The sequence below is a fragment of the Streptomyces sp. NPDC048269 genome, assembly GCF_040652395.1.
Taxonomy (GTDB): domain Bacteria; phylum Actinomycetota; class Actinomycetes; order Streptomycetales; family Streptomycetaceae; genus Streptomyces.
Map to the genome: position 1 here is coordinate 190,558 of NZ_JBEZLW010000007.1, position 23,761 is coordinate 214,318.

The 23,761-nt window shown below is 73.5% G+C and carries 18 protein-coding genes and 3 pseudogenes; 12 read left to right on the forward strand and 9 right to left on the reverse strand.

Features of this window, described 5'->3' with window-relative positions; genetic code table 11:
- Positions 1 to 27 precede the first annotated feature (27 nt).
- The 10 genes and pseudogenes from AB0D48_RS11030 to AB0D48_RS11075 all read left to right on the forward strand — a co-directional run bounded on the left by AB0D48_RS11030 (position 28) and on the right by AB0D48_RS11075 (position 10,518).
- Positions 28 to 546 carry an ATP-binding protein gene (locus AB0D48_RS11030; protein WP_362393557.1) on the forward strand — a complete coding sequence of 173 codons (519 nt, stop codon included), beginning with the start codon at positions 28 to 30 and terminating at the stop codon, positions 544 to 546.
- A gap of 138 nt (positions 547 to 684) precedes the next feature.
- Positions 685 to 2,286, forward strand: a pseudogene (locus tag AB0D48_RS11035) (AMP-binding protein); the annotation flags it as partial.
- A 201-nt stretch (positions 2,287 to 2,487) separates the two neighbouring features.
- Positions 2,488 to 2,877 (forward strand): annotated as a pseudogene (locus AB0D48_RS11040) (thioesterase family protein); the annotation flags it as partial.
- Positions 2,859 to 5,177 (forward strand): FAD-dependent monooxygenase, encoded by a 2,319-nt coding sequence (locus AB0D48_RS11045; RefSeq protein ID WP_362393560.1) that lies wholly within the window; start codon positions 2,859 to 2,861, stop codon positions 5,175 to 5,177. The pseudogene AB0D48_RS11040 and the gene AB0D48_RS11045, both read left to right, overlap by 19 nt.
- 12 nt (positions 5,178 to 5,189) lie before the next feature.
- Positions 5,190 to 6,191, forward strand: a complete 1,002-nt coding sequence (locus AB0D48_RS11050) for a carbon-nitrogen hydrolase family protein (protein WP_362393562.1) — start codon at positions 5,190 to 5,192, stop codon at positions 6,189 to 6,191.
- A complete protein-coding gene (locus AB0D48_RS11055) occupies positions 6,188 to 7,303 on the forward strand; it encodes a cupin domain-containing protein (RefSeq protein ID WP_362393565.1) in 1,116 nt (371 codons plus the stop codon). Before AB0D48_RS11050 ends, AB0D48_RS11055 begins: the two co-directional genes overlap by 4 nt.
- A gap of 16 nt (positions 7,304 to 7,319) precedes the next feature.
- Positions 7,320 to 8,225: a fumarylacetoacetate hydrolase family protein gene (locus AB0D48_RS11060; RefSeq protein WP_362393568.1), complete on the forward strand. Its 906-nt coding sequence runs from the start codon at positions 7,320 to 7,322 to the stop codon at positions 8,223 to 8,225.
- Between the two features lie 63 nt (positions 8,226 to 8,288).
- Complete coding sequence (locus tag AB0D48_RS11065) at positions 8,289 to 9,014, forward strand: Asp/Glu racemase (protein WP_362393791.1); 726 nt, start codon at positions 8,289 to 8,291, stop codon at positions 9,012 to 9,014.
- Positions 9,015 to 9,064: 50 nt separating this feature from the next.
- Positions 9,065 to 9,943, forward strand: coding sequence for a PaaX family transcriptional regulator C-terminal domain-containing protein (locus AB0D48_RS11070; RefSeq protein WP_362393571.1), 879 nt, complete (start codon positions 9,065 to 9,067; stop codon positions 9,941 to 9,943).
- A gap of 149 nt (positions 9,944 to 10,092) precedes the next feature.
- A complete protein-coding gene (locus AB0D48_RS11075) occupies positions 10,093 to 10,518 on the forward strand; it encodes a hypothetical protein (RefSeq protein WP_362393574.1) in 426 nt (141 codons plus the stop codon).
- Here AB0D48_RS11075 and AB0D48_RS11080 read toward each other — a convergent pair.
- The 9 genes and pseudogenes from AB0D48_RS11080 to AB0D48_RS11120 form a co-directional block, all read right to left on the reverse strand.
- Positions 10,515 to 10,943 carry a hypothetical protein gene (locus AB0D48_RS11080; RefSeq protein ID WP_362393577.1) on the reverse strand — a complete coding sequence of 143 codons (429 nt, stop codon included), beginning with the start codon at positions 10,941 to 10,943 and terminating at the stop codon, positions 10,515 to 10,517. The two genes, AB0D48_RS11075 and AB0D48_RS11080, sit on opposite strands and share 4 nt — an antisense overlap.
- A 47-nt stretch (positions 10,944 to 10,990) precedes the next feature.
- Positions 10,991 to 12,046: a zinc-dependent alcohol dehydrogenase family protein gene (locus AB0D48_RS11085; RefSeq protein WP_362393580.1), complete on the reverse strand. Its 1,056-nt coding sequence runs from the start codon at positions 12,044 to 12,046 to the stop codon at positions 10,991 to 10,993.
- Positions 12,047 to 12,122: 76 nt separating this feature from the next.
- Positions 12,123 to 12,573 (reverse strand): annotated as a pseudogene (locus AB0D48_RS11090) (DMT family transporter); the annotation flags it as partial.
- A 127-nt stretch (positions 12,574 to 12,700) separates the two neighbouring features.
- Positions 12,701 to 13,495 (reverse strand): alpha-L-glutamate ligase, encoded by a 795-nt coding sequence (locus AB0D48_RS11095; RefSeq protein ID WP_362393586.1) that lies wholly within the window; start codon positions 13,493 to 13,495, stop codon positions 12,701 to 12,703.
- Positions 13,492 to 14,397: a hypothetical protein gene (locus AB0D48_RS11100; protein WP_362393589.1), complete on the reverse strand. Its 906-nt coding sequence runs from the start codon at positions 14,395 to 14,397 to the stop codon at positions 13,492 to 13,494. The genes AB0D48_RS11095 and AB0D48_RS11100 overlap by 4 nt, the downstream gene beginning before the upstream one ends.
- A gap of 129 nt (positions 14,398 to 14,526) precedes the next feature.
- Positions 14,527 to 17,922 carry a hypothetical protein gene (locus AB0D48_RS11105; protein WP_362393593.1) on the reverse strand — a complete coding sequence of 1,132 codons (3,396 nt, stop codon included), beginning with the start codon at positions 17,920 to 17,922 and terminating at the stop codon, positions 14,527 to 14,529.
- A 165-nt stretch (positions 17,923 to 18,087) separates the two neighbouring features.
- Complete coding sequence (locus tag AB0D48_RS11110) at positions 18,088 to 18,810, reverse strand: zf-HC2 domain-containing protein (protein ID WP_362393595.1); 723 nt, start codon at positions 18,808 to 18,810, stop codon at positions 18,088 to 18,090.
- Positions 18,807 to 19,412, reverse strand: coding sequence for a sigma-70 family RNA polymerase sigma factor (locus AB0D48_RS11115; RefSeq protein ID WP_362393598.1), 606 nt, complete (start codon positions 19,410 to 19,412; stop codon positions 18,807 to 18,809). Before AB0D48_RS11115 ends, AB0D48_RS11110 begins: the two co-directional genes overlap by 4 nt.
- A gap of 110 nt (positions 19,413 to 19,522) precedes the next feature.
- Complete coding sequence (locus AB0D48_RS11120) at positions 19,523 to 20,521, reverse strand: DUF1996 domain-containing protein (protein WP_362393601.1); 999 nt, start codon at positions 20,519 to 20,521, stop codon at positions 19,523 to 19,525.
- Between the two features lie 229 nt (positions 20,522 to 20,750).
- Here AB0D48_RS11120 and AB0D48_RS11125 point away from each other — a divergent pair, with 229 nt between their 5' ends.
- Together AB0D48_RS11125 and AB0D48_RS11130 are read left to right on the forward strand one after the other, a co-directional pair.
- On the forward strand, positions 20,751 to 21,506 hold the full coding sequence (locus AB0D48_RS11125; RefSeq protein ID WP_362393604.1) for a DUF1838 family protein: 756 nt from the start codon (positions 20,751 to 20,753) through the stop codon (positions 21,504 to 21,506).
- Positions 21,507 to 21,912: 406 nt separating this feature from the next.
- Positions 21,913 to 23,667 carry a S8 family serine peptidase gene (locus tag AB0D48_RS11130; protein ID WP_362393794.1) on the forward strand — a complete coding sequence of 585 codons (1,755 nt, stop codon included), beginning with the start codon at positions 21,913 to 21,915 and terminating at the stop codon, positions 23,665 to 23,667.
- The last annotated feature ends 94 nt before the right edge of the window (positions 23,668 to 23,761 follow it).

The window sequence follows — 23,761 nt, forward strand, 5'->3', positions numbered from 1 at the left end:
GCCGCCTTCCCCCTCTGGGAGCACGTCATGCTCACCACCGCCGGCAGTGCTGTCCGGAACGTCACCCACTGGATCACCGACCCCGTCCCGGCGACCGTCCCGCAGGTCAGGGCCCGGGTGCGGGCCGTGCTCGAAGGCTGGGGGATCCCCGTCGAGGAGGCGGACGTCCTGCTGCTGGCCGTGAGCGAACTCGTCGGCAACGTCGTCCGGCACGTGGGCGCCGGCCGGATGCGGGTGGGGGTCGCCTGCGACGGGGCGTGGCTCCGACTGGAGGTCGCCGACCAGGGCCCGGCCCTCCCGCGACTCCCCGCCCCCCGGACCGAGCTCGACCTGGACTCCGGCCGGGACCTGCACTCCGGCGTCGACCCGCACTCCGGCGTCGACCCGCACTCCGGCGTCGACCCGGACTCCGGCCTCGACCTGGACGCCGAGGGCGGTCGCGGACTGCTGATCGTCCAGTTGATGGCCGCCGGTCTGGGAGGTGAACTCTCCGTCGTCGTCGATGAGTTCGGGAAGTCGACCCGCGTACGCATACCGGCGCCCTGAGCCGGTCCGCGGAGCCTGGGGGGAGGGGCGCAAGTGGCTGCCGGGCTCCCTTTTTATCGAGCAATCTTGACGGACGTGAAATATTCGACATACCTTGCTCCCGTCTCCCCCGCTGCTCCCTGATTGAGGTGCCGCCCCATGGAGCTCTCCCCTTCCGCGCATGCCGATTCCTTCTGTCGTGACCGGCTGCCGCCTTTCTCCCTCTGGCCCGAATTCCACTTCGACCTGCCCGAGCTGACCCATCCGGACCGGCTCAACTGCGCTCAACGGCTGCTCGACGACGTCGTCGAGAGCCGGGGCCCGGACCGTCCCGCCCTGCTCACCCCGACCGAACGCTGGACCTACGGCGAGCTACAGCGCCGGGCCAACCAGGTCGCCCAGGTGCTCACCGAGCAGTTCGGTCTGGTCCCCGGCAACCGCGTCCTGCTGCGCGGCCCCAACAACCCCTGGCTCGTGGCCGCGTGGTTCGGCGTACTGAAGGCCGGCGGCGTCGCCGTCACCACCATGCCGCTGCTGCGGGCCGCCGAACTCGCCGAGCTCCACGAGATCAGCCGGCCCTCGGTCGCCCTCTGCGACCACCGCTACACCGGTGAACTCGACGTGGTCGGCCTCGCCGGCCTGCCGGTCCTCGCCTACGGAGGCTCCGGCCCCGAAGACCTGACCGAGCTGTGCGCGGCCAAGGACGGCCGCTTCACCACCGTCGCCACGGCCGCCGACGACGTGGCGCTGATCGCCTTCACCTCCGGCACGACCGGCCGCCCCAAAGCCACCCTGCACTTCCACCGCGACGTCCTCGCCAATGCCGAGACGTTCTCCCGGCACATCCTCAAGCCGCGCCCGGACGACGTCTTCACAGGCACGCCGCCGCTCGCCTTCACCTTCGGGCTCGGCGGACTCGTGGTCTTCCCCCTGTACGTCGGGGCCTCGACCCTGCTCATCGAGCAGGCGGCGCCGCAGGAGCTGGCGGACCTCGTCGCGGCCCACGGAGTGACCGTGCTCTTCACCGCGCCCACGGCCTACCGCGCGATCATGGCGGCCGGGGCGGCGGACCGGCTGGCCGGGCTGCGCCGCTGCGTGTCGGCCGGCGAGCCGCTGCCCGCGCCGGTGTGGCACGAGTTCCACCAGGCCACCGGGCTGCGCATCATCGACGGCATCGGCGCCACCGAAATGCTGCACGTCTTCATCTCGGCGGCGGACGAGGACATCCGGCCCGGCTCCACCGGCCGCCCGGTCCCCGGCTACCGGGCCGCCGTCGTCGACGAGAACGGCGATCCCGTCCCCGACGGACAGCCCGGTCTCCTCGCCGTCACGGGCCCCACCGGCTGCCGCTACCTCGCGGACCCGCGCCAGTCCTCGTACGTACGCAACGGCTGGAACATCACCGGCGACACCTATGTCCGCGACGCGGAGGGCTACTTCTGGTACGTCGCCCGCAGCGACGACATGATCGTCTCCTCCGGCTACAACATCGCGGGCCCCGAGGTCGAGAAGGCGCTCGCCGCGCACCCGTACGTCGAGGAGTGCGGTGTCGTCGGTGCGCCGGACGAGCGGCGCGGCATGCTCGTCAAGGCGTACGTCGTCCTGCGCTCCGGCGTCCCGGCGGGCGAGGCCACGGTCCGCGAGCTCCAGAGCCACGTCAAGCGGACCATCGCCCCGTACAAGTACCCGCGGGCGGTGGAGTTCGTGACCGAACTCCCGCGCACCGGCACCGGCAAGCTCCAGCGTGCCGAACTGCGCAGCCGGGCCCGGTCCACGGCCGACGGTCCCGAGCCGCCCGCCCCCGAGCCGCCCGCCCCGGAGGTCCGCCTGCCGGAACTCCCCGCGTCGGCGGCACCCGCCGCCGAGCTCCCCACCCCGGAGGTCCCCGTGCCGAGCCTGCCCAGCGTGGTCGTCGAGCGCCGCGTCGAATGGACCGACACCGACGCCGCCGGCCACTACCACCACTCCACCGTCGTGCGCTGGGTCGAGGCGGCCGAGGCCGTCCTGCTGCACCGCCTCGGCCTGGCCCACCTGTTCGGCAGCACGCCGCGCGTCCACTTCGAGGCCGACTACCGTGCCCGGCTCTGGTTCGGGGACGCGGTCCGGACCGAGCTGAGGGTCACCAAGGTCGGCGGCAGCTCACTCCACTACGCGTTCACGGTCCACGGGGAGCAGGGGGTGGAGGCGGCCACCGGAACCATGGTCGTCGCCCACTCCGCCGCCCGTGCGACCGGGACGACCCCCTGGCCCGACGACGTACGGGCCGCGCTCACCGCCGCGGGCCCGCAGCGGGCCGAACTCCTCATCGCTTCGGAACCACTGGGAGGCACGCCGTGCGCGTGGCAGTCATAGGAGGAGGACCCGGCGGGCTGTACTTCGCGGCCCTGGCCAAGCAGCTCTCCCCGCACTGGGAGATCACCGTCTGGGAGCGCAACGCCCCCGACGACACCTTCGGCTTCGGGGTCGTCTTCTCCGACGAGACCCTCGACGGCATCGCGCAGGCCGATCGCGAGACCTACGAGGCCATGTCCGCGGAGTTCGCCCGCTGGACCGACATCGACATCCGCTACCGGGACCGCACCCTCACCTCCGGCGGCCACGGCTTCGCCGCCCTCGGCCGGCGGCACCTGCTGCGGATCCTCCAGGCGCGGTGCGCCGCCCTCGCGGTGGACGTGCGCTACCGAACCCAGGCCCCGCCGGCCGCCGAACTGGCCGCCGAGTACGACCTGGTGGTGGCCTGCGACGGAGTGCGGTCGGCCACCCGCGCCGCCTACGCCGACACCTTCGGCCCCGACCTCGACGAACGTGCCGGCCGCTACATGTGGCTCGGCACCGACAAGGTCTTCGAGGCCTTCACCTTCATCGTCGACGAGCAGGACTTCGGCACGCTCCAGGTGCACGCCTACCCGTACGACGGCACCCGCTCCACCTTCATCGTGGAGATGGCCGAGGACACCTGGCGGCGCGCGGGCTTCGCGGAGTTCGCCGGGCAGGACCATCCGCCCGGCACGAGCGACGTGGACAGCATCCGGCGCTGCGAAGAGCTCCTCGCCGGCCATCTCGACGGCCACCGCCTGATCCCCAACAACTCCAAGTGGCTGCGCTTCACCACGGTGCGCAACCGCACCTGGCGCCACGGCAACGTCGTCCTCCTCGGGGACGCCGCCCACACCGCCCACTTCTCCATCGGCTCCGGCACGAAACTCGCCATGGAGGACGCCCTCGCCCTGGCCGCCTGCCTGCACGAACACCCGGACGTGCCCACGGCGCTCGCCGCGTACGAGGAGGAACGCAAGCCCGTGGTGGAGTCCACCCAGCGGGCGGCCCAGGCCAGCCTGGAGTGGTTCGAGAACATCGGCCGGTACACCGGCCAGGAACCGCACCAGTTCGCCTTCAACCTCCTGACCCGCAGCCGTCGCGTCACCTACGACAACCTGCGCGACCGTGACGCCGGCTTCACCGAGGCCGTCAACTCGGCGTCCTGCGACCCCGCTTCCCCCGACGTCCCGCCCATGTTCCGGCCCTACCGCCTCGGCGGCCTGCTGCTCCGCAACCGGGTCGTGGTACCGCCCACCGCGCTGGACACCGCGCGGGAGGGAGTCCCGGGCGACTTCGACCTCGTCCACCTCAGCACCCAGGCGCTCGGCGGCTCCGGCCTGGTCCTCGCCGGGATGACCGCCGTCAGCGCCGACGGCCGCAGCGGCCCCGGCTGCCCCGGGCTGTGGACGGACGAACAGGAGGCGGCCTGGCGGCGCGTCACCGACTTCGTCCACGGCCAGTCCGACACCTGCCTCGGCATCCAGCTCACCCACGCCGGCCGCCGCGCGACCACCGGCGACGGACCGCCGATCGCCGCCTCGAGCCTGGCCTGGGACGAGCGCAGCCGGGTCCCGCGCGAAGCCGACCGGGCCGACATGGACGTGCTCGTACGGGACTTCGCGGCCGCGGCCCGGCGCGCCGACCGGGCCGGCTTCGACGTCCTGGAACTCCAGTACGGACACGGTCACCTGCTCTCCGGGTTCCTGTCGCCGCTGACCAACCTGCGCACCGATGCCTACGGCGGCGACCTGGCGGGACGGCTGCGGCTGCCGCTCGAAGTGCTGCGCGCCGTACGGGCGGTGTGGCCCTTCGGCAAGGCACTGATCGTGCGCATCTCCGCCGCCGACTGGGCCGAGGGCGGTCTCAGCGAGGCCGACGCCGTGGCGGTCGCCCGCGCCCTGGCCGAGGCGGGAGCCGACGCCATCGACGTCTCCACGGGTGAGGTCGTCGCCCACGAGCGGCCCCGCTACGGACGGAGCTACCAGACCCCGTACGCCGACCTGATCCGCAACGCCACCGGGGTCCCGACCATCGCCGTCGGCGCGATCTCCACGTACGACGACGTGAACTCGATCATCCTGGCCGGCCGGGCCGACCTCTGCGGTGTCGGCCGCGCCCAGCTGCACGATCCCCTGTGGACCCTGCACGCCGCGGCCGCCCAGGGCTACCAGGGGCCCGCGGCGCCCTGGGCCCGGTCCTGGGCGGCGGGCCGCAGCCGGCCGCCCGCCGCGCGCACCGACCGGGTACCGCCCCGGCTCGAACTCCTGCGGAAGCTCGCCCCGCCCGTCCACCGGCGCTGGCTGCCGCGCGCACCCGCCCCCGCCCACCGATAGAGGGAGCTCCTCATGGACAACCTGCGCCGCTTCACGGCGGCGGCCGTCCAGGCCGCACCCGTCTTCCTCGACCCGGCCGCCACCGTCGACAAGGCCGTCGCCCTGATCGCCGAGGCGGCGGGCAACGGCGCCGAACTGGTCGTGTTCCCGGAGGTGTTCGTCCCCGGATACCCCTACTGGAACTGGACGATGAACCCGGTCCAGGGCTCGCCCTGGTTCGAACGGCTCCAGCGGGCCTCGGTCGACGTGCCCGGCCCCCACGTCGACACCCTGCGCGCCGCCGCCCGGCAGTACGGCGTCACGCTCGTCATCGGCGTCAACGAACGGGTCCCGTACAGCCTGGGCGTCCTCCACAACACCCTGCTCACCATCTCCCCGGACGGCGAACTCCTGGGCGTGCACCGCAAGCTGGTGCCCACCTGGGCGGAGAAGCTCACCTGGACCGGCGGCGACGGCAGCTCGCTGCGCGTCCACTCCACCCCCGTCGGGCCGCTCGGCGTGCTGGCCTGCGGAGAGAACACCAACACCCTGGCCCGCTTCGCCCTGCTCGCCCAGGGTGAACTGATCCACGCCTCCTGCTACATCGCCCTGCCGGTGGCTCCCGCCGACTACGACATGGCGGACGCCATCGCCGTCCGGACCGCCGCCCACAGCTTCGAGGGCAAGGTCTTCTCCGTCGTCGCCTGCTCCACCGTCTCCCCGGAGATCGTCGACGCCCTCGCCGGGGACGACGAAGAACTGCGCAAACAGTTCACCCGTCCGCGCAGCGCGCTGTCGGGCATCTTCGGCCCCGACGGCCGGCCGGTCTCCGACCCGCTCGTCGACGACGAGGGCATCGTCTACGGCGAGATCGACCTCGCCCGCTGCATCCAGCCCAAGCAGATGCACGACATCGTCGGCCACTACAACCGCTTCGACGTCTTCCGTCTCGAAGTCGACAACCGTCCCCGCCCGCCGGTGACGTTCACCGTGCCCCCGGCCCCACCGACCACCCCCTCCGAGGAGGACGCATGACCACGGAACAGGACGACACCGCGCTCGGCCGCGCCCGGGTGTCCGACACCCCCGAACTCACGGCCTACTACGAAGAGCTCGGCGCCCTCGACGCGGGCGCCCTGTGGACCGTCGCCAACGACATCGAGCCCTGGTACCCGCAGCCCAAGTCCGTGCCTGCGCTGTGGCGTTACGCGGACCTGCGCCCGCTCGTCCACAAGGCCCTCGGGCTCGTCAAGGCCGACGACGCCGGCCGCCGCGTGGTCATGCTCGTCAACCCCGGCCGCCGGGACGTCAGCGCCGCCGCCGGACTCCTCTACACCGGTCTGCAGATCATGGGCCCCGGCGAGGCCATGACCGCACACCGCCACCAGGCAGCCGCCCTGCGCTTCGTCCACGAGGGCACCGGGGCCTGGACGATCGTCGACGGCCAGAAACTGAAGGTCGGCCCCCGCGACTTCGCCATCACCCCGAACGGCACCTGGCACGAACACGGCAACGATTCCGACGACGCGCCGGTCATCTGGCAGGACGGACTCGACATCCCGCTGGTCAACGCCCTGGACGCCGGGTTCTACGAAGTGCACCCTGAGCTGTACCAGACCCCGGGAAAGGTCATCAACTCCTCCGTCCTGACGTACGCGGCCCATCTGCTGCCGTACGGCGCGGAGAGGTGGACCCGGCCGTACTCCCCGCTGCTCGCCTACCCGTGGGAGCCCACGTACGAGGCCCTGCTGGGCCTGGCCAAGGCGACCGAGGGCTCCCCGTACGACGGTGTCATCGCCGAGTACACCAACCCGGTCACCGGCGGCCCCGTCATGCCCACCATGGGCGCCCACATGCAACTGCTGCGCCCGGGCCAGGCCACGAAGGCCCACCGGCACACCGGCTCGGTGATCTACACGGCGGCCAAGGGACGCGGGGTCTCGGTGATCGCGGGACGGCGTTTCGAGTGGCAGCAGGGGGACATCTTCTGCGTCCCGTCCTGGGCCTGGCACGAGCACCACAACCTGGATCCGTCCGAGGACGCCTGTCTCTTCTCCTTCAACGACTTCCCCGTCATGCGCTCGCTCGGTTTCCACCGGGAAGAGGCGTACGCCGATCACGGCGGCCACCAGCCCGCCACCGACTGACCCCCGAGGAGCCTCCATGCGACTTCTGACCTTCACCACCGGCGATTCCACCCGGCGCCTCGGCGCCGAAGCCGACGGCCTCGTCTTCGACCTCGCCGCCCTGGCCGATCACGCGGGCATCCCCCTCCCGTACGACCTGCTCTCCCTCATCCAGGCGGGCCCCGCCGTCCTGGAGACCGCCCGGCGCCTGGTCGCCGGGGCCGCCGCGAGCCGCCCGGCCGGGGCCGTCCACCGTCTGGAGGACGTCACCCTGCGCGCCCCGCACCGCCCCGGCAAGATCATCGGGGTGGGCCTCAACTACATCGAACACGTCGAGGAGTCCAGCCGCAGCCTGGACACCGACCGGGACCTCCCCCCGCGCCCCGTCCTGTTCTCCAAGCCCGCCACCGCCGTCACCGGCCCCGGGCAGCCCATCCTGCACAACGCCGACCTCACCACCCAGCTCGACTGGGAGTGCGAACTCGCCGTCGTCATCGGCCGCACCGCTTTCCGGGTGACCGAGGAGGAGGCGTACGAGCACGTCTTCGGCTTCAGCATCGTCAACGACATCAGCGCCCGCGACCAGCGCCGCTCCGGCCAGTGGTTCTTCTCCAAGGGCCAGGACTCCTACGCCCCCTTCGGCCCCGTCGTCGTGACGGCCGACGCGATCCCGGACCCCATGGCTCTCGACCTGTCGCTGCGGGTCAACGGCGTCACCAAGCAGAAGTCGAACACCCGGCACATGCTCTTCCCCATCGCCCGCCTCATCGCCGACATCAGCTCCGGGGTGACCCTGGAGCCCGGTGACGTCATCGCGACGGGCTCCCCGTCCGGCGTCGGCGCCGGCATGGTCCCGCCGGAGTTCCTCGTCCCCGGTGACACCGTGGAGGCCACCGTCGAGCTGATCGGCACCCTGACCAACCCCGTCGTCGACGCCCGCTGAGGAGTAGCCGTGCCCTCCCGTACCTACCGCATCGGCCAGATCGTGCCGAGCTCCAACGTCACCATGGAGACCGAGGTCCCCGCGATCCTGCGGGCCCGCCGAAGCCTCGTACCCGACGAGGACTTCACCTTCCACTCCAGCCGGATGCGCATGACCCATGTGACGCCGGAACAGCTCAAGGCCATGGACGCCGACTCCGACCGCTGCGCCGTGGAACTCTCCGACGCCCGCGTCGACGTCCTCGGGTACGCCTGCCTCGTCGCCATCATGAGCATGGGTCTCGGCTACCACCGTGCCGCCCAGGAACGGCTGCACCTGCGCACCGTGGAGAACGGCGGCCCGGCGCCCGTGGTCACCAGCGCCGGGGCTCTCGTCCACGGACTGCACACCCTCGGCGCCCGGAAGATCGTGCTGCTCGCCCCGTACATGCGCCCGCTCACCCGTACCGTGGTCGACTACATCGGCCACGAGGGCATCGAGGTCCTGGACCACCAGGCCCTGGAGATCCCGGACAACCTCGACGTCGCCGCCCACGATCCGGCCCGGCTGCCCGGACTCGCCAGGGCGCTGGAGTACTCCGACGCGGACGCGGTGGTCCTCTCCGCGTGCGTGCAGATGCCGTCCCTGGGAGCCATCGAGGAGGCCGAACAGCTCCTGGGCAAGCCCGTCGTGTCCGCGGCCGTCTGCACCGCCCACCAGATGCTGCGCTCCCTTGACCTCGCGGCGGTGGCCCCGGGGGCCGGGCACCTGCTCTCGGGCGCGTACGCGGACTCGCCGCTGCCCGCGTAGTCCGGAGGGGGCCCCGATATGATCGCGACCGCGTACAACGGAAGGCGATCATGTCGGACAGCCCCCTTCGGCCCAGCTCGTTGATCAACACGGTCTACGGGGCGTTCCTGCGCCGCCTCGGCGGCTGGATCTCCATCGCGGACCTGATCACGCTGATGGGGGAGCTCGACGTCGACGGCCCGGCGGTCCGCTCGGCGATCTCGCGCCTCAAGAAGCGCGGAGTCCTCGAACCGGAGCGACGCGGCGCCACCGGGTACCGACTCAGCCCGGCCGCCCACCCCGTCTTCGACGAGGGCGACCGCCGGATCTTCGCCAGCCTCGAACCCGCCGACCTGGCCGACGGCTGGGCCATGGCGGTCTTCTCCGTGCCGGAATCCGAGCGCTCGCACCGCTACCAGCTGCGCACCCGGCTGACCTGGCTCGGCTTCGGCAACATCGCCCCGGGCGTGTGGCTGGCGCCCGGGCGGCTGCTCGACGACGCGCGCGGCATGCTCGAACGCCTCGGACTCAGCGACTACGTCCACCTGTTCGCCGCCGAGTACGCCGCCTTCAGCGACCTGCCCGCGACGGTGAGCTCGTGGTGGGACTTCCCCGCGATCCAGAAGCAGTACGCGGCCTTCACCGACGCGTACGCGACCGTGGCGGACGAGCTGCTGAGCACCGGTGCGGAGCCGGACCCCGCGCGGGCGTTCCGCCACTACGTGCCGCTGCTCACCCAGTGGCGCCGCCTCCCGTACCTCGACCCGGGCCTGCCGACCGAACTCCTGCCGGCGGACTGGAACGCGGTGGCGGCTCGTCAGGTGTTCCAGCGGCTCCACACGGTCCTTCTGGAACCGAGCCTGCGCCATGTCCAGGACGTGACGGGCCTGCCCGCCGCCGGCCAGGTGGAGGCAGGCCCGGCGGACACCGACCAGGCGGGCACCGACTAGGAGGCGTTCCGATCCAGTCGACCGGTTCGCCGTTGCACTACGCGCAGTGGCGTTCGCTTCCGGCCACCGATTGACGGATGTTGCCGACGCGCGGGTTCGCCCGCCCGGATAGGGTGGCATCTCCTCAACTAGCCTCGTGGAGACGGAACATGCGCATATCTGCCCTGTCTGTCACCGTCGCGCTCGTGGCCGCGACGATAGCGGGAGGAGCGGCTCCGGCCGCTGCCGACACGGCGATCAGCACGGTCGACCTGGAGGCCGGTACGGGCCGCCACCACAATTCCGCGACGGTGATCTACGAGCGCGTCGACGGCGCGGTGAACTCGGTCAGGATCATCTCGCTGCAGGCCGTCTCCGGCGAGCCCGACTGCGTCTGGGTGGAGTGGAACGACCCGAAGGACGTGGGGGACGGTTGGGCCGCCCTCAACTCCGAGCCTCCGTGTTACGGCGGCAGCATGGAGGAGACGCTCAACCAGATCATCAAGGCGCCCAAGGGCCATCAGCTCAAGGTGCGTCTGGCCGGTTACCACGACGGCGGGGGCGAAGTGATCCACAAGGACATCGCAAAGCTCTAGGGGCGCAGCGGCGGCAGGGTGACCTTCGGGATCGACGGGTCGTTCGGATCGAACGGCGTCGGCGTCCAGGCCATCGTCGGGACGTGGGACGGCGCCGGCGGCGGGTTCGGGCCCCGGTAGGGGTTCTGCGGAACCTGTGACGCGCGCGGCGCGGTCGTCGCCTTCCCGGTCGGCCGGGGCGCGCCGGTGGCCGCGGCCTTGTGCGCGGGCGACGCGCCCGCGGGGGAGCCGGACGGTTCCGGAGCCGCCGGCTCCGAGGGGGAGGGGGACGGCGAGACCGGCCCCGTCGGGGCGGTGCTCGGCGTCGGCGCGGCCGGCGGGATCGAGGCGCCCTCGCCGCCGGAACAGCCGGTCAGCAGCAGACCTCCCACCAGCACCACGGTCACCGCGCCCGACGCTCCGCCGCTGGATCTCACGCCCGCCATCAGCCCATCCCCACCGTGTTCATGTGTTCGACGCGGGCGATCGTAGCTCAGCCCGCCGCGCCCGGTCGCGGCAGGATGACCGTGAGCCCGCGCCCCGGGGCCGTGCCCATCGCGGCGAGCGCCGCCGGGGCCGCGTCGAGCGGGATCGTCGAGGTGACCAGCAGGTCCGGGCGGAGTACTCCGGCCCGGACCAGCTCCAGCATCTGCGGGTACGCGTGGGCCGCCATCCCGTGGCTGCCCAGGATCTCCAGCTCCCAGCCGATCACCCGCTCCATCGGCAGGACCGCCCGGCCGGCCGCCCCCGGCAGCAGCCCGACCTGTACGTGTCGTCCCCGCCGGCGCAGCCCGCCCACCGACGCCGCGGCCGTCGCGGGCGACCCGAGTGCGTCGAGCGAGAGGTGCGCGCCTCCGCCGGTCAACTCCCGTACGGCCTGCGCCGTGTCCACGCCCGCGGCCGCCTCCACGCAGTGCGCGGCGCCGAACTTCCGCGCCAGCTCCAGCGCCGCGGGCGCCGTGTCCACGGCGACCACCCGCGCCCCGGCCGCCGCCGCGATCATCACCGCCGAGAGCCCCACCCCGCCGCAGCCGTGCACGGCGACCCACTCGCCCGCCGCCGCCCGCCCCCGCGCGACCACCGCCCGGAAGGCCGTCGAGAACCGGCAGCCGAGCCCCGCCGCGGTCGCGTACGACAGCTCCCCGGGCACGGCCACCAGGTTCACGTCGGCATGGTCGAGGGCCACGTACTCGGCGAAGGAACCCCAGTGCGTGAACCCGGGCTGTGTCTGCCGCGCGCACACCTGGTGGTCGCCCGCCGCGCACTCGGCGCAGCGTCCGCAGGCGCAGACGAACGGGGCCGTGACCCGGTCGCCGGCCCGCCAGTTGGCCACACCGGCCCCCACCGCCTCCACGACCCCGGCCAGTTCGTGCCCCGGGACGTGGGGCAGGACGATGTCCGGGTCGTGCCCCATCCACCCGTGCCAGTCGCTGCGGCACAGACCGGTGGCCTCCACCCGCACCACCACCCCGCCCGCCGGCGGACGCGGATCCGCCACCTCCCGGACCTCGGCCGGCTCGCCGTACCGTTCGAACACCACCGCGCGCATGGGACCGCCCTCCGCTCGAATTCCCCGCACGCTACCCGGCCTCGGCCCCCGCCCGGGCCAGGGCTGGCACCCCCACGGCCAGTACGGTGACCGCCGCCGCACACGCCGCCAGGGCCGGGACCCACCGGTCGAGCGGTACGTGCGTACGGTTGCCCTCGGGCGAGGCGGCCACCAGCACGATCCCCAGCCCGGCCACCACCCCCGCGACGGCGAGCCACGACGCCCCCGGCAGCCGGTCGCGCGCCACCAGGGAGGCGATCAGCAGCGCGAGCGGCAGCTTCCAGTACGAACAGGGGCTGTACGAGGGCCAGCGCGCCGGTGGCCAGCGCCACGGCCTGCCCGCCGCCGGTCGCGATCACGGCCAGGATCCCGGCGATCCACAGCGGCCGCCGCAGCAGGTCGAGGACCAGCCCGAACCGGAAACCGCCGCTCTGCGGCACGGTGAGCGCGGCCCGCCGCTGGAGCACGGTGGCGAGCGCGTTGCTGAGCGCCGCGAACAGCGCGAAGAGGACCGGCAGGTAGCCCATGCCCCGATCCTCACCGATCCCGCGCCCCGTCAGCGGCGCGACACCCCCGCCGCGCCGCTGAGGAGTGTCGTCACAACAATGCAGTCCGTAGCCGGTCCGACGGGACGTCGACGACACGAACCGGGGCCTACTTCCTCCCCGCGGCCCGCCGCAGGGCCAGCGCCGCCAGGGCCTCGGGGGCGCCCGACTGGCCGCGGACACCGGGGAAGGCGTTCACGTCCACGATCAGCGGTGTGCCGCCGCCCGCGTCGATGATGTCCACGCCGTACACGTCCAGCGCGAACGCCGTCCCGACCGACCGGACCAGGCCGGCCCACCCGGCCGGCAGTTCGTCCACGACCAGCGGCCTGTTGGGCCCGCGCCCGCCGGGCGAGAGCTCGGAACGGCGCAGGGCCGCGAAGACCTGGTCCCCGATCGCCCACAGCTTGTGGTCCCAGCCGCTGTTGGGCGTGAACTGCTGCACCACCACCGGCTCCTGGGGCCACTCGCACGCCAACTCCCGCAGCCGCACGGCGTCGTCCACCCGGGCCACCAGGTCGCCCCGACGGCTGTACCGGCTCTTGACCACCACGGGGGAGGAGAACGAGGCGCCCGAGGCCCACGCGGACAGCGGGCCGACCGTGCGGGTGGCGGCGAACGGCAGCCCGGCCCTCAGGGCGAGCTCCGCCATGGCCGTACGGTCCTGGCACAGCGCGGTCGCCGCAGCGGTGTTGACGACGGGCGCGCCCCGCCGCTCCAGTTCCCGCGCGAGAACCAGTGCCCGCTCGGTGCGCGACTTCAGCAGGTACACGTCGGCCAAGGGTCCGGCGGGTTCCGTTCCGGCCGGGTCGAGCGCTTCGACGAGGTGCTCCTCCGCCAGCAGCGCGGACGTGGCCGCCAGAAGAGGATGCTCCGGCTCCGGAGTGATCAGTCCGATCCTCACGCGCCGTCCCCCGCCCGCGCGGACACCTGCGCCGGGATCGGGACGGGCGGCACGTACGGGAGCGCCGACGCCGTCGGCGGGGGCGGGGAGCCGCCCGTGCGCGCCAGGTCCAGCACCGCCCGGGCCACCCGTGCCGCAGCGTCCGGAACCTGACGGAAGCTCGGGAAGTCGTTCACGTCGACGACCACGGGCCCGTCGGGACCCAGCAGCACGTCCACCCCGTACAGGTCGAGCCCGTACACCGCCCCCACCTGCGCGGCGATCGCCGCGACCTCCGCCGACAGCGGCACCCGGCGCTCGCGCACCGAGGGGTCCGGGTTCAGCGGGGAGCAGCGCTCGGTGGCGTACAGCTCCCCGCCCACCCCGTACACCTTGATGTCGGTGCCCGAGTTGGGCACGTACGGCTGGGCGATGAGCAGGCCCTCGTCGGCGAGGACGGGGAGCATCGCCTCCAGCCGCTCCGGCGAGGACACCAGGTGCACGGCCCGCCCGGAACTCCCGTCGGCCGGCTTGACGACGAGGGGGTACTCCGCCGCCGGTATCTCCCTCAGCAGCTCGGGGCAGGCCGCCGCGTACGTCGGCGGCAGCGGCAGCCCACGGGCCCGGCCGATGGCGGCGGCCAGCGCCTTGTCCCGTACGCCGCGGATGGACCGCGCGTCGTTGACCGTGGTCATCCCGGCCGCCGCCGCGGCTTCGAGCAGGGTCAGCCCAGGGCCGCCGGAGACCGTCTTGAGCACCCAGGCGTCGTGCGCGCCCGCGCGAACGGCTTCGGTCATGCGCAGCAGCGAGCCCCCCGGCCGCACCACGTCGACCTGGTGCCCCCACGCGGTCAGCTGCCGGATCACCTCGTTCGGCATGCCGTCGTGGCGGTAGTGCTCCTCCACCAGGAAGCAGAGCCTCATGGACCTTCCCCAAATTCCCCCGACGTCCGCCGATCCCGCCCGGCGAGTTGTGACGTCACAGGATGTCATGGACCACAATGTGATGATCGTCCTGCCTCGGGCGGTCCTGCCGGGCCACGGCGGAGGCGATCACTCCACGTACGTCGTGGTGCCCAGTGCCGCGTCCCGGACATCCGGTCCGGGGTGGCGGCGCAGAGCCCGCAGCTGCTCGCGGCAGGGCTCCGGCCAGCCGTGGCGGGAGCCGAGGGCCGAGACGAGAGCGACCGCGAACAGCCCCGCCGCCGGGACGCCGTCAGCTGCGAGGGCGGTGACGAGCTCCAGGGTCACGGCGGTGTCCGGCGCCGGTTCCGCGCTCCTGTGGCGCTCGCGCAGCGCGGCCGAGGTGGTCGTCGCCAGTCCGGGCCGGTCCTCGTGTGCGGCGACGAGCTCCCGCAGGGCCGCCAGTTGCCGGGGCGCCGACGCTTGCGGGTCGACGGCACGGACCAGCAGGTTCGTACGCGTGGTGGTCAGGGACGGTTCGCCGGCCAGCTGCCGTGCCAGGGCGGCGGCCAGCCCGGGGTCGTCGCCGACCACGCGGGTCGCCAACCAGCGCAGCCGCTGCCGGCCCGGGAGGTCGCCGTCCGCCTCGGCCTCCGGCCCGTCCCCGTCCCGTACGGCGGCCAGCAGTTGCTCGACTGTGCGGTGCAGGGTGCTCCCGGGGGCGCCGCCGCCGACCGGATGCTCCACTCCCGACGCGGCGATCTCCCCGAGCACCCAGGCCGCGCCCCGCCAGCTCCGGTCCCGACGGGCCAGGTCGCAGACCATCGCCCGTACCGTGTCGGCGGCCCCGGGCGCGTACGCGATCCAGTGGGGCAGTGCCGTGACCGCCGGCCCGGACGTGTCCCGGTCCGCGCAGGTCGCGAGCGTGGCCACCAGCCCTGCGTAGCGGGGCCGGTGGGACGGCGCCACATCGAGCGGGCGGGTGCGCAGGACCGCGCGCCGCGCCGCCGCGTTGTCGGCGGCGACCGCTGTGTCCAGCAGCTCCCAGACCTCGCCGGAGGAGAGCAGCCGAGGAGCCAGGGCGACGGCCGCGGCCACCAGGTCGGGGTGGGCGGCCGGGTCGCGGCCGATCCGCGACAGCATCCGCCCCGCCCGGCCCGGCGGCAGGAAGCGCGCCGCCAGTCGGGCCGCCTCCTTACGGCTCGTCACCTTCGTGCCCTTGGCGGGGTCCAGCAGACCGTCGAGCAGCTCCGCCAGCCGGTCCGGTTCGGTTCCGGCCGCAGCTCGGCCGACGGCGTACACCGCGACGCGGGCCCGGTCGCCGTCCGCGTGCGCGAGCAGTTCGCCGAGGGCGACCGCGGGTTCGTCGGTCAAGACCGAGGCCGCCAGAGCGGCCTCGGCGAGCACGGTCTCCGCCGAGCTCGCGTACCGCCGTACGAGGGCGTGGCCGTGGCCGGGGACTCGGGCGGCGCGGCGGAGCACCGCGGCCCGCACCCGCGGAGGCCTGGAGGTGTCGCCGACGGCGTCCGCCGCGAGCTTCGCGGCCGTCTCCTGCTGGCGCGGAAGCCACCGGTCCGCTCGGCTGAAGTCGGGGAGCGGCCGGTCGGCGCGCTCGCGCAGGAAGCGGCCGTACGGCGGCTGTTCGGCCAGGATCCGGTCCAGCAGGTCGGTGCGGTGCGCGGACAGCACCTGCCGCACGGGCTCCAGTGCGGCCGCGGAGGGCTCGTCCGCCAGGAGGGACTCGACCCGCTCGCACCGCGTGGCGCGGTCCGCGAGCCAGGACCGGGCCAGACGCGGGAAGTCGCTGTCGTCGCACTGCCCGAGGGCCTCGGCGAGCAGCCGGCGCACCTCCGGTATGCGGTGGGCCCGCCGGCCGAGGAGGCGGGTGAGCGCGAGCAGCGGGCCGTATTCGCCCTTCTCGGCAGCGCCGTCGAGCCAGGGACGCAGCGCCTGGACCACCTGCCGCTCACGCCTGCGGCTCAGGGTGCCGCCGGGCGGCCCGAGTGTGACGACGCCGGTCTCGGCGGCCAGCAGGCGCAGCGCGGAGAGGGCCCAGTCGAGGAGCGGGCCGCGGGACGGCTGGTCCAGCACCGCGAAGACGAGGCGGTCCAGGCCCAACTGGGTACCTGCGGACACGTCGCGCGCCTCCAGCGCGTCCCGCAGGATGCGGTCCAGGTGGCCGGGCACATCGGGGTCGGCCACCGCGGCTTCGGCGAGCAGCGGGCCGGGCAGGGCGGCCAGCGCGCCGAGTGCGGACTGCCGTACGGGATCCCGGTCGTTGCGCAGGCGCCGGGCCATCATCGCGACCACCTCGGCCACCGCGGCGTGGTCGCGGGCGTGGCCGGTGTTGGCGACGAGGTGCTCCCAGCCGGCCGCCCGGACGAGCGCCTCGTGGTCCGCGACCGCGGCGAGCAGTTCGCCGCGGGCTTCGGCGACCGGGAGCTGGGCCAGGAGCTGCAGACGGCCGGCTTCGGCCGGGTTGCCGGTCTCCTTGAGGGCGAGGCCGCGCCGGGCCTCCGCGATCCTGCGCTCCCGGGGAAGTACCGCCAGCACGGCGGCGGGGAGCGCCGTCCCGCGCGCGGCCCCGCCCTGCGTCGCGGCGTCGTGGAAGGCCGCTCGCCGGCCCGGGGGCATCGCCTTCAGCAGCGCGGCCAGATGGTGCGGCCGCTCCGCCCAGTGGCGCCCGAGGGCGGGCAGGGAGGCGGGGTCCGCCCGTACGATCCGGCGCAGCACCGACGGCGGCGGGAGCGGCTCGTTCCACCCTGTCTCGCGCTCGGCGGCGGTGAGCCAGCGCACGACGCGCTCGGCATCGGCAACGGCCAGGTCGCCGAGCCGGCCCGCCAGGACGTGGGGGAGCCGGACCGGTCCGTACGCCTCCAGCAGGTCCAGCACCCGGCACGGCTCGGCGCCCACGGCCGCGGCGACGGCCGGCGCCTGGCGTTCCCACCAGTCCCCGCGCAAGGCGCGGGGCAGCGCCTCGAGTTCGCTCCACGCCTGGTCAAGTACCGGGCCGGGATGGAAGCGGGCGATCCGCCGCCGGTCGGTGACGGCCGGCGCCAGCTCCGGCAGCAGCCGGGCCGTGAACCGGGTCCCGCAGGCCGGGAGGAGGGCGGCGGCCTCGCCATCGCCCCAGCGCTGCCGCAGCTCCGCTACCAGCTGCTCGGCCAGTGCCTGCCTCGATCCGGCGAGGACGGCCTCCGTCAGCTGCCCGCGCACCACGGCGGAGGCGGTCTCGTAGGCCGCCGCGATCGCGCAGTCCGGCACCGGCAGGGTGCGGACGGCCCGCAGGGCGTAGCGGCGCACCACGGGATCGGGGTCGGTCAGACGCTCCGTCAGGTACGCCGCGTGGCGCCCGGCGAGCGCGGCCAGCGCCGCCAACCGGCGCTCGTACCGCCCGCGTCCGGCCAGATCGGCCAGTACGCCGTCCAGCGCGCCGGTGCGCGCGAGGTCCCGGGCGGTGGTGGCCAGCAGGCGCAGCCGGGCAGTGTGGGGGAGTGGGTCGAGGGAGTCCAGCAGCTGACCGGCGGTGGACGGAGTGTGTGACATGGGGGCCATTCTCGGCCACCGCCTCGGGCCGCCGACCGCCCGGTCCGGCTGGGCTCATCGGCATTCGAATGCCGGGCGGCCACGTCTTCTGTGAGGTTCATCGGAGCCCGGGAGCTGGATGTGCTCCCGGGTTCCGTCACATCCCGGACCCCGGTCCGGGGCCGGTCACACCGGTACCGCCACGAACGCCCTGCCCGCCTCGTTCTCGACCAGGACGGCCTTGACGTCCGCCGGGTCCACGGCCGCGGAGCCGTCCAGCGCCGCACCCTTGCCCTCGCCGTTCTCCTGGCTGCCGACGACCCAGCCGCCGGCGGTGGAGCGCGTACCGTCCTTGGCGACCACGATCAGCCGGCACCGCTCGCCCGGCGGGACCCCGGTGACCGCGGCGTGCAGCCGCACCCACTTCGCGGCGGGAGTCATCTTCACCGTCATCCGTGTGCCGGTGACCGGATCGGTCGCCGAGAGCACCTTGGTCCCGGCAGGCTGCGAGGGGTCCGGTGACGCCGTCGCGGACGGCTGCGGAGGCAGGGCCACCGCATCCGGATCCCCCGCGGCCAGCTGCGTACCGGCCCAGAACACGGCGGCCAGTGAGGCGGCCGCGGCCAGCCCGGCGAGCCCCAGGCCGCGGCGCCGCGCGCGGTCCCGCTCGCCGCGCATCTCCCGCAGCGTGCGCTGGAGCAGCAGGTCCCCGCCCTGCGGGGGTCCGTCGAGGAACGCCTCCTCGGGCACCTCACCCAGTGCCGCTTCCATCTCGCGCAACGCGGTCACCTCCTCCCGGCACTGCACGCATCCGCCCATGTGTTCCTCGACCCGGCGGAACTCCTCCGCGTCCAGGACGCCGAGCACGTACGGACCGAGCAGTTCCTCCTCGTGCCGCTGCCGGTTCATGCCACCACCTCACGCAGTCCGGCGGGCTGCTGGGGTGGCCTGCCCGTTCGTCTGCCATCGCTGTTGTCCTTGATGCCGCTGTCCCGGAAGACGTCGCGCAGGGCCTTGAGCGCGTAGTGCGAACGCGATTTGACCGTGCCCGCCGGGATGCCGAGGCTGTCGGCGGCCTCGGCGACGCTGAGCTGCCGGTAGTACAACTCCTTGAGCACGTCCCGGTGTTCCGGCGACAGCTGGTCGAGAGCCCCGAGGACCGTCATCGTGTCCACCACCGCGTCGGCGTGGTCCGCCTCCACCGGGGGAGCGGCCGAAGCCCCGGAGACCTCCGGTGGCCGGGCCGCCTTGGCCCGGTACCGGTCCGTGATGATGTTGCGGGCCACCGTGAGCAGCCAGCCGCGCACCGAGCCCTTGCCGTTGACCAGGACCTCGGAGTGCCGCCAGGCCCGGATGAGCGTCTCCTGGACGACGTCCTCGGCGGCGGCCCGGTCCCCGGTCAGCCGGGTGGCGTACGCGAGCAGGGCGTGGCCGTGCTCCTCGTACACCGACTTGATCAGTGCCTCATCGGTCGAGCCCCGCCGAGTGCGGGGCCACAGTGGTCCGGCCATCTCACCCTCTCCGTCTTCCTCGCGTACGTGGTGCGGTCGGAACACGCCGCCCGGAACCTTCCGGTTCATGTGGCGTGCGTCACTCGGGTGCGCGTGCTCCCGTACGCCGCTCACATCCGGCAGGCGCCGCCCGAGTTGAGGCAGTCGACGACGGCGGCCATCTGAGGCTCGGTCATCGCGTTCACGAACATCGCGTGGTCCGTCTTCGGGCTGTGCCGCTGCTCGGGGAAGGAGTCGAGCGCCACGGGCGCCCCGGCGGGGACCTCGTAGGCCAGGGAGATCCGGAGCTCGGGCACCGGGAAGGTGTCCTGGGGGCACACGCCGTTCGCCGAGGGGAACCGCAAGTGGGAGCGGTGTCCGGCGCCGATGGTGTCGAGGCCGTTCCAGCAGCTCGGGAAGACGAGGGCGCGGGTGACGCGCTGTCCCGCGGGGCAGCGCGGATAGTGGGTGGTGGACCGGTCGGGGGAGCCGGAACAGCCCCAGCGGGCCCGGACGTCGGCGTCGCTGTCCGCCGTGTACGCGACGGCGTCGCCGGTCATCGCGCGCAGGAACCGGGGCATCGCCACCACCTTGCCGACCCGACTGCCCCGGAACTCCACCAGGACCGAGGCTTCCGGCACGATCTCGCCGGTGTTGCCGTGGGCCGCCGTGCTCTCGTGCGGACGCGTGCCCGGCCGGTCCAGGCGGCGCAGGACGGGCCAGTAGTACGTCGACCGGTCGCCGCCCGTGCAGCTGGTGGCGGCCGCGTCCAGGGAGGCCTCGGTCGACATCGCGTCCGTGGACAGGTTCCCGACGTACGCGTGCGTGTGGTGGGCGCCCGCCCGCAGCCCCGGCGAGACGACGAGGTTGTCCTCGTTGTAGTGGCCCTGCTCGTTGCGGCCGCAGTCCACGACCACCGAACCCGCCGAGGCATCGGGACCCGCCGCGGCCGCCGGGCCCGGGGCACGCGGAACATCCGATATGTCCACGTAGTCCGAAGGAGCCGGACCTGCCGCCGCCGTCCCCGCGTGCGGTCCGGCCGCTCGCGAGGCCCCGAGCACGGCGGCCGTCAGCCCGCCGCCCAGGACCAGGCAGATGACGAGAGCGAGCAGTCGGCGTTCGTTCCCCATGGCGGTCACCGTTGCCCGTGGCGGCAGCGTCGTCAACCTGGCATCCGCATGGCGGGCACCGGGGCAACCCTTCACGCCAGATGGCGATTTATGCGGAAAAGCCCTACCTTCGCGCGAGACCGGGCAACTCGCACCGGCCGGCCACCCCGGGTGAACCGGCCGCACCGGCGGGCTGTTTGTCCGTGGGGCCGCTTGCCGGTCCGTGCGGCCGCCGCGCACAGTACGGCGTATGACACCCGCCGAGCTGCTGCACGCCTTCGCCCGCACCCGCGCCTCGCTCGACGGCGCGGAGGTCACCTTCTGGTGGTCCGGCGACGTCCACTCCTGGGCCCCCGGGGAGGCGTATCAGCGCCTCTTCGGCTTCGAAGGGCTCAACGTCGCCCGGCTCGTCCCGGACGAGGACGGCGGCTACCAGCTGCTGTCCAGGGAAGCCGCCTTCTACCTCGACCCCCGGACCCGCGAGATCATGGAGACCTGGGGCGGCAAGCCGGTGGTGCACGTCTGGAACGATCCGGCGAACCAGAAGTGGCGGCCGTTCGCGGTCCCCGTGATGGAGCTGGGTGACCAGGTGTGCTTCAGCCTGGAGATCCCGCTGGCCTATCCCTCGCCGCTGCCGGTCGAGGAATACCCGGACAATTCGGCCGATGACACCTACCGGGCGCTGGAGCTCTTCCAGTTCTTCGCGCCCGCCACCGCCCTCACCACCGAGGCGCCGAGCGTCCCCTCGACGATGTCCTGGACCCGGATGTCCCCGTGGCTGCCCTGGATGGAACAGGGCGGTCGCCCCGGCGGTCTCACCTTCCACTGCCGCGGCCGCAAACTCGGCTCCTACGCGGAAGTTCCCGAGCGCAACCGCGCCTACATCGCCGCCCGGCACCCCGAATTCGCCCACGCCCCGGACAAGTGGACCGAGCCGAACGAGACCAGCTGGACGTACTTCCGCAAGCTCTTCCCGCCCCACCGGGAGACGTCCGGGGAACAATGACGCGGAACGGGCCCGCCCCGGCGGCCCGGCGCCCCGAGGGGCCCGCGGGCGACGGGCAGGGCGCGGACAAGGGTTTTCCCCCTATCCGGTTCATCTCCGTGTTGCCTACTGTCTGCCCACCGGCGATCTTCCCGACCCAGCGGCCGACACGCCAACCCCACATGGCATGATGCCGTTCGACCAGGGGGAATCACCGGTACCCGCCGTTGCCCTGCCCCACCGTCGAGGCCGGGGCAACGTGGCGCGCGGCGGCGGCCGGGACGAGTTCGACCAGCTCGCTCCCGGCCCCGCAGCCGCCAGTCACCTCCCACACTGCACCGACCGGCCGCTCCGGCCTGCCCGGAATCGGCCCGCGAAAGGGAACACCGTGCACGCATCCAGACGTAGGCTCATATCCGTGGTGGCGATGTCCGTCACGCTGCTCGCGGGCTCCGCCACCACCTCCATGGCGCTGGCCACCTCGGACCCTGCCGCCGCCGCTCCGGCCGCCACCGCGGCCGCCGCGCCGGTCGAGAACCTCATCGTCGGATACAAGGCCTCCGCCTCCGAGGCCAGTTCCAACAGCGCGGCTGCGGACGACGCCGCGGCGAAGGGCAAGAAGGCCGGCAAGAAGGCGAAGTTCGACCGCCGCCTCGGCACCGGCGCCGCCCTGGTCAGCCTCGGCTCCCCCGCCGACGCCGCCAAGGTGATGGCCCAGTTCCGCGCCGACCCGGACGTCGCCTACGTCGAGCCGGACTCCCGCGCCTACGCGCTGGCCACCCCGAACGACACCGAGTACGCCAAGCAGTGGGACCTCTTCGAGCCCACCGCCGGCATGAACGTTCCCGCCGCCTGGGGCAAGACCACCGGCTCCGGCGTCACCGTCGCCGTGATCGACACCGGCTACGTCGCCCACTCCGACGTCGCCCCGAACGTCGTCGCCGGCTACGACTTCATCAGCAACTCCACCGCCGCCCGTGACGGCAACGGCCGCGACAACAACCCCGCCGACCAGGGCGACTGGAGCGCCGCCGGCGAGTGCGGCACCGGCTCCACCGCCAGCAACTCCTCCTGGCACGGCACCCACGTCGCGGGCACCATCGCCGCGGCCACCAACAACGCCAAGGGCGTCGCGGGCATCGCGTACGACGCGAAGATCCAGCCCGTCCGTGTGCTCGGCAAGTGCGGCGGCGCCACCTCGGACATCGTCGACGCCATCACCTGGGCGTCCGGCGGCACCGTCGCGGGCGTGCCGGCGAACGCCACCCCGGCCAAGGTCATCAACATGAGCCTCGGTGGCTCGGGTGCCTGCACCGCCACCTACCAGAACGCCATCAACGCGGCCGTCGGCCGCGGCACGACCGTCGTCGTGGCCGCCGGCAACAGCAACGCCGACGCGGCCGGCTTCTCGCCCGCCAGCTGCAACAACGTGATCAACGTGGCCGCCAGCAGCCGCACCGGCGACCGCTCCTTCTACTCGAACTACGGCGCGATCATCGACATCGCCGCCCCGGGCGGTGAGACCCGACGCGGCACGGACACCCCCGGCACCGTCACCACCCCCGAGAACGGCATCCTCTCCACCCTCAACGCCGGCACCACCACCCCCGGCGCCGAGATCTACAAGCCCTACCAGGGCACCAGCATGGCCGCCCCGCACGTCGCGGGCCTCGCCGCGCTCCTCGTGGCCGCCAAGCCCTCGCTGACCCCGGCGCAGGTCGAGTCGGCGATCAAGACCAACGCCCGCCCGCTCGCGGGTACCTGCACCGGCGGCTGCGGCGCCGGCCTCGCCGACGCGGCCGCGACCGTCACCGCCGTGACCTCCGTGCCCGCCCCCACGTACGAGAACACCACCGACGTGGCGATCCCGGACAACGGCGGAGCCATCTCCTCCTCCATCACCGTCTCGGGCCGCACCGGCAACGCCCCGGCCGCGCTCAAGGTGATCGTCGACATCAAGCACAGCTACCGCGGTGACGTCGTGATCGACCTAGTCGGTCCCGGCGGTGCGGTCGTCCAGCGGCTCAAGAACTCCTCGTCGAGCGACAGCGCCGCCAACGTCTCCGCCACCTACACCGTCGACGCCTCCGCGCTGCCCGCCAACGGCACCTGGCAGCTGCGCGTCCAGGACGTGTACTCCGCCGACACCGGCTACATCGACTCCTGGGGCCTCGGCTTCTGATCCGGTTCCCCACTCGGTCTGACGGGCCGATAGTACGGACCAACTGAACCGGCGGGCCTGCCGATACACCTCGTATCGGCAGGCCCGCCGGCTT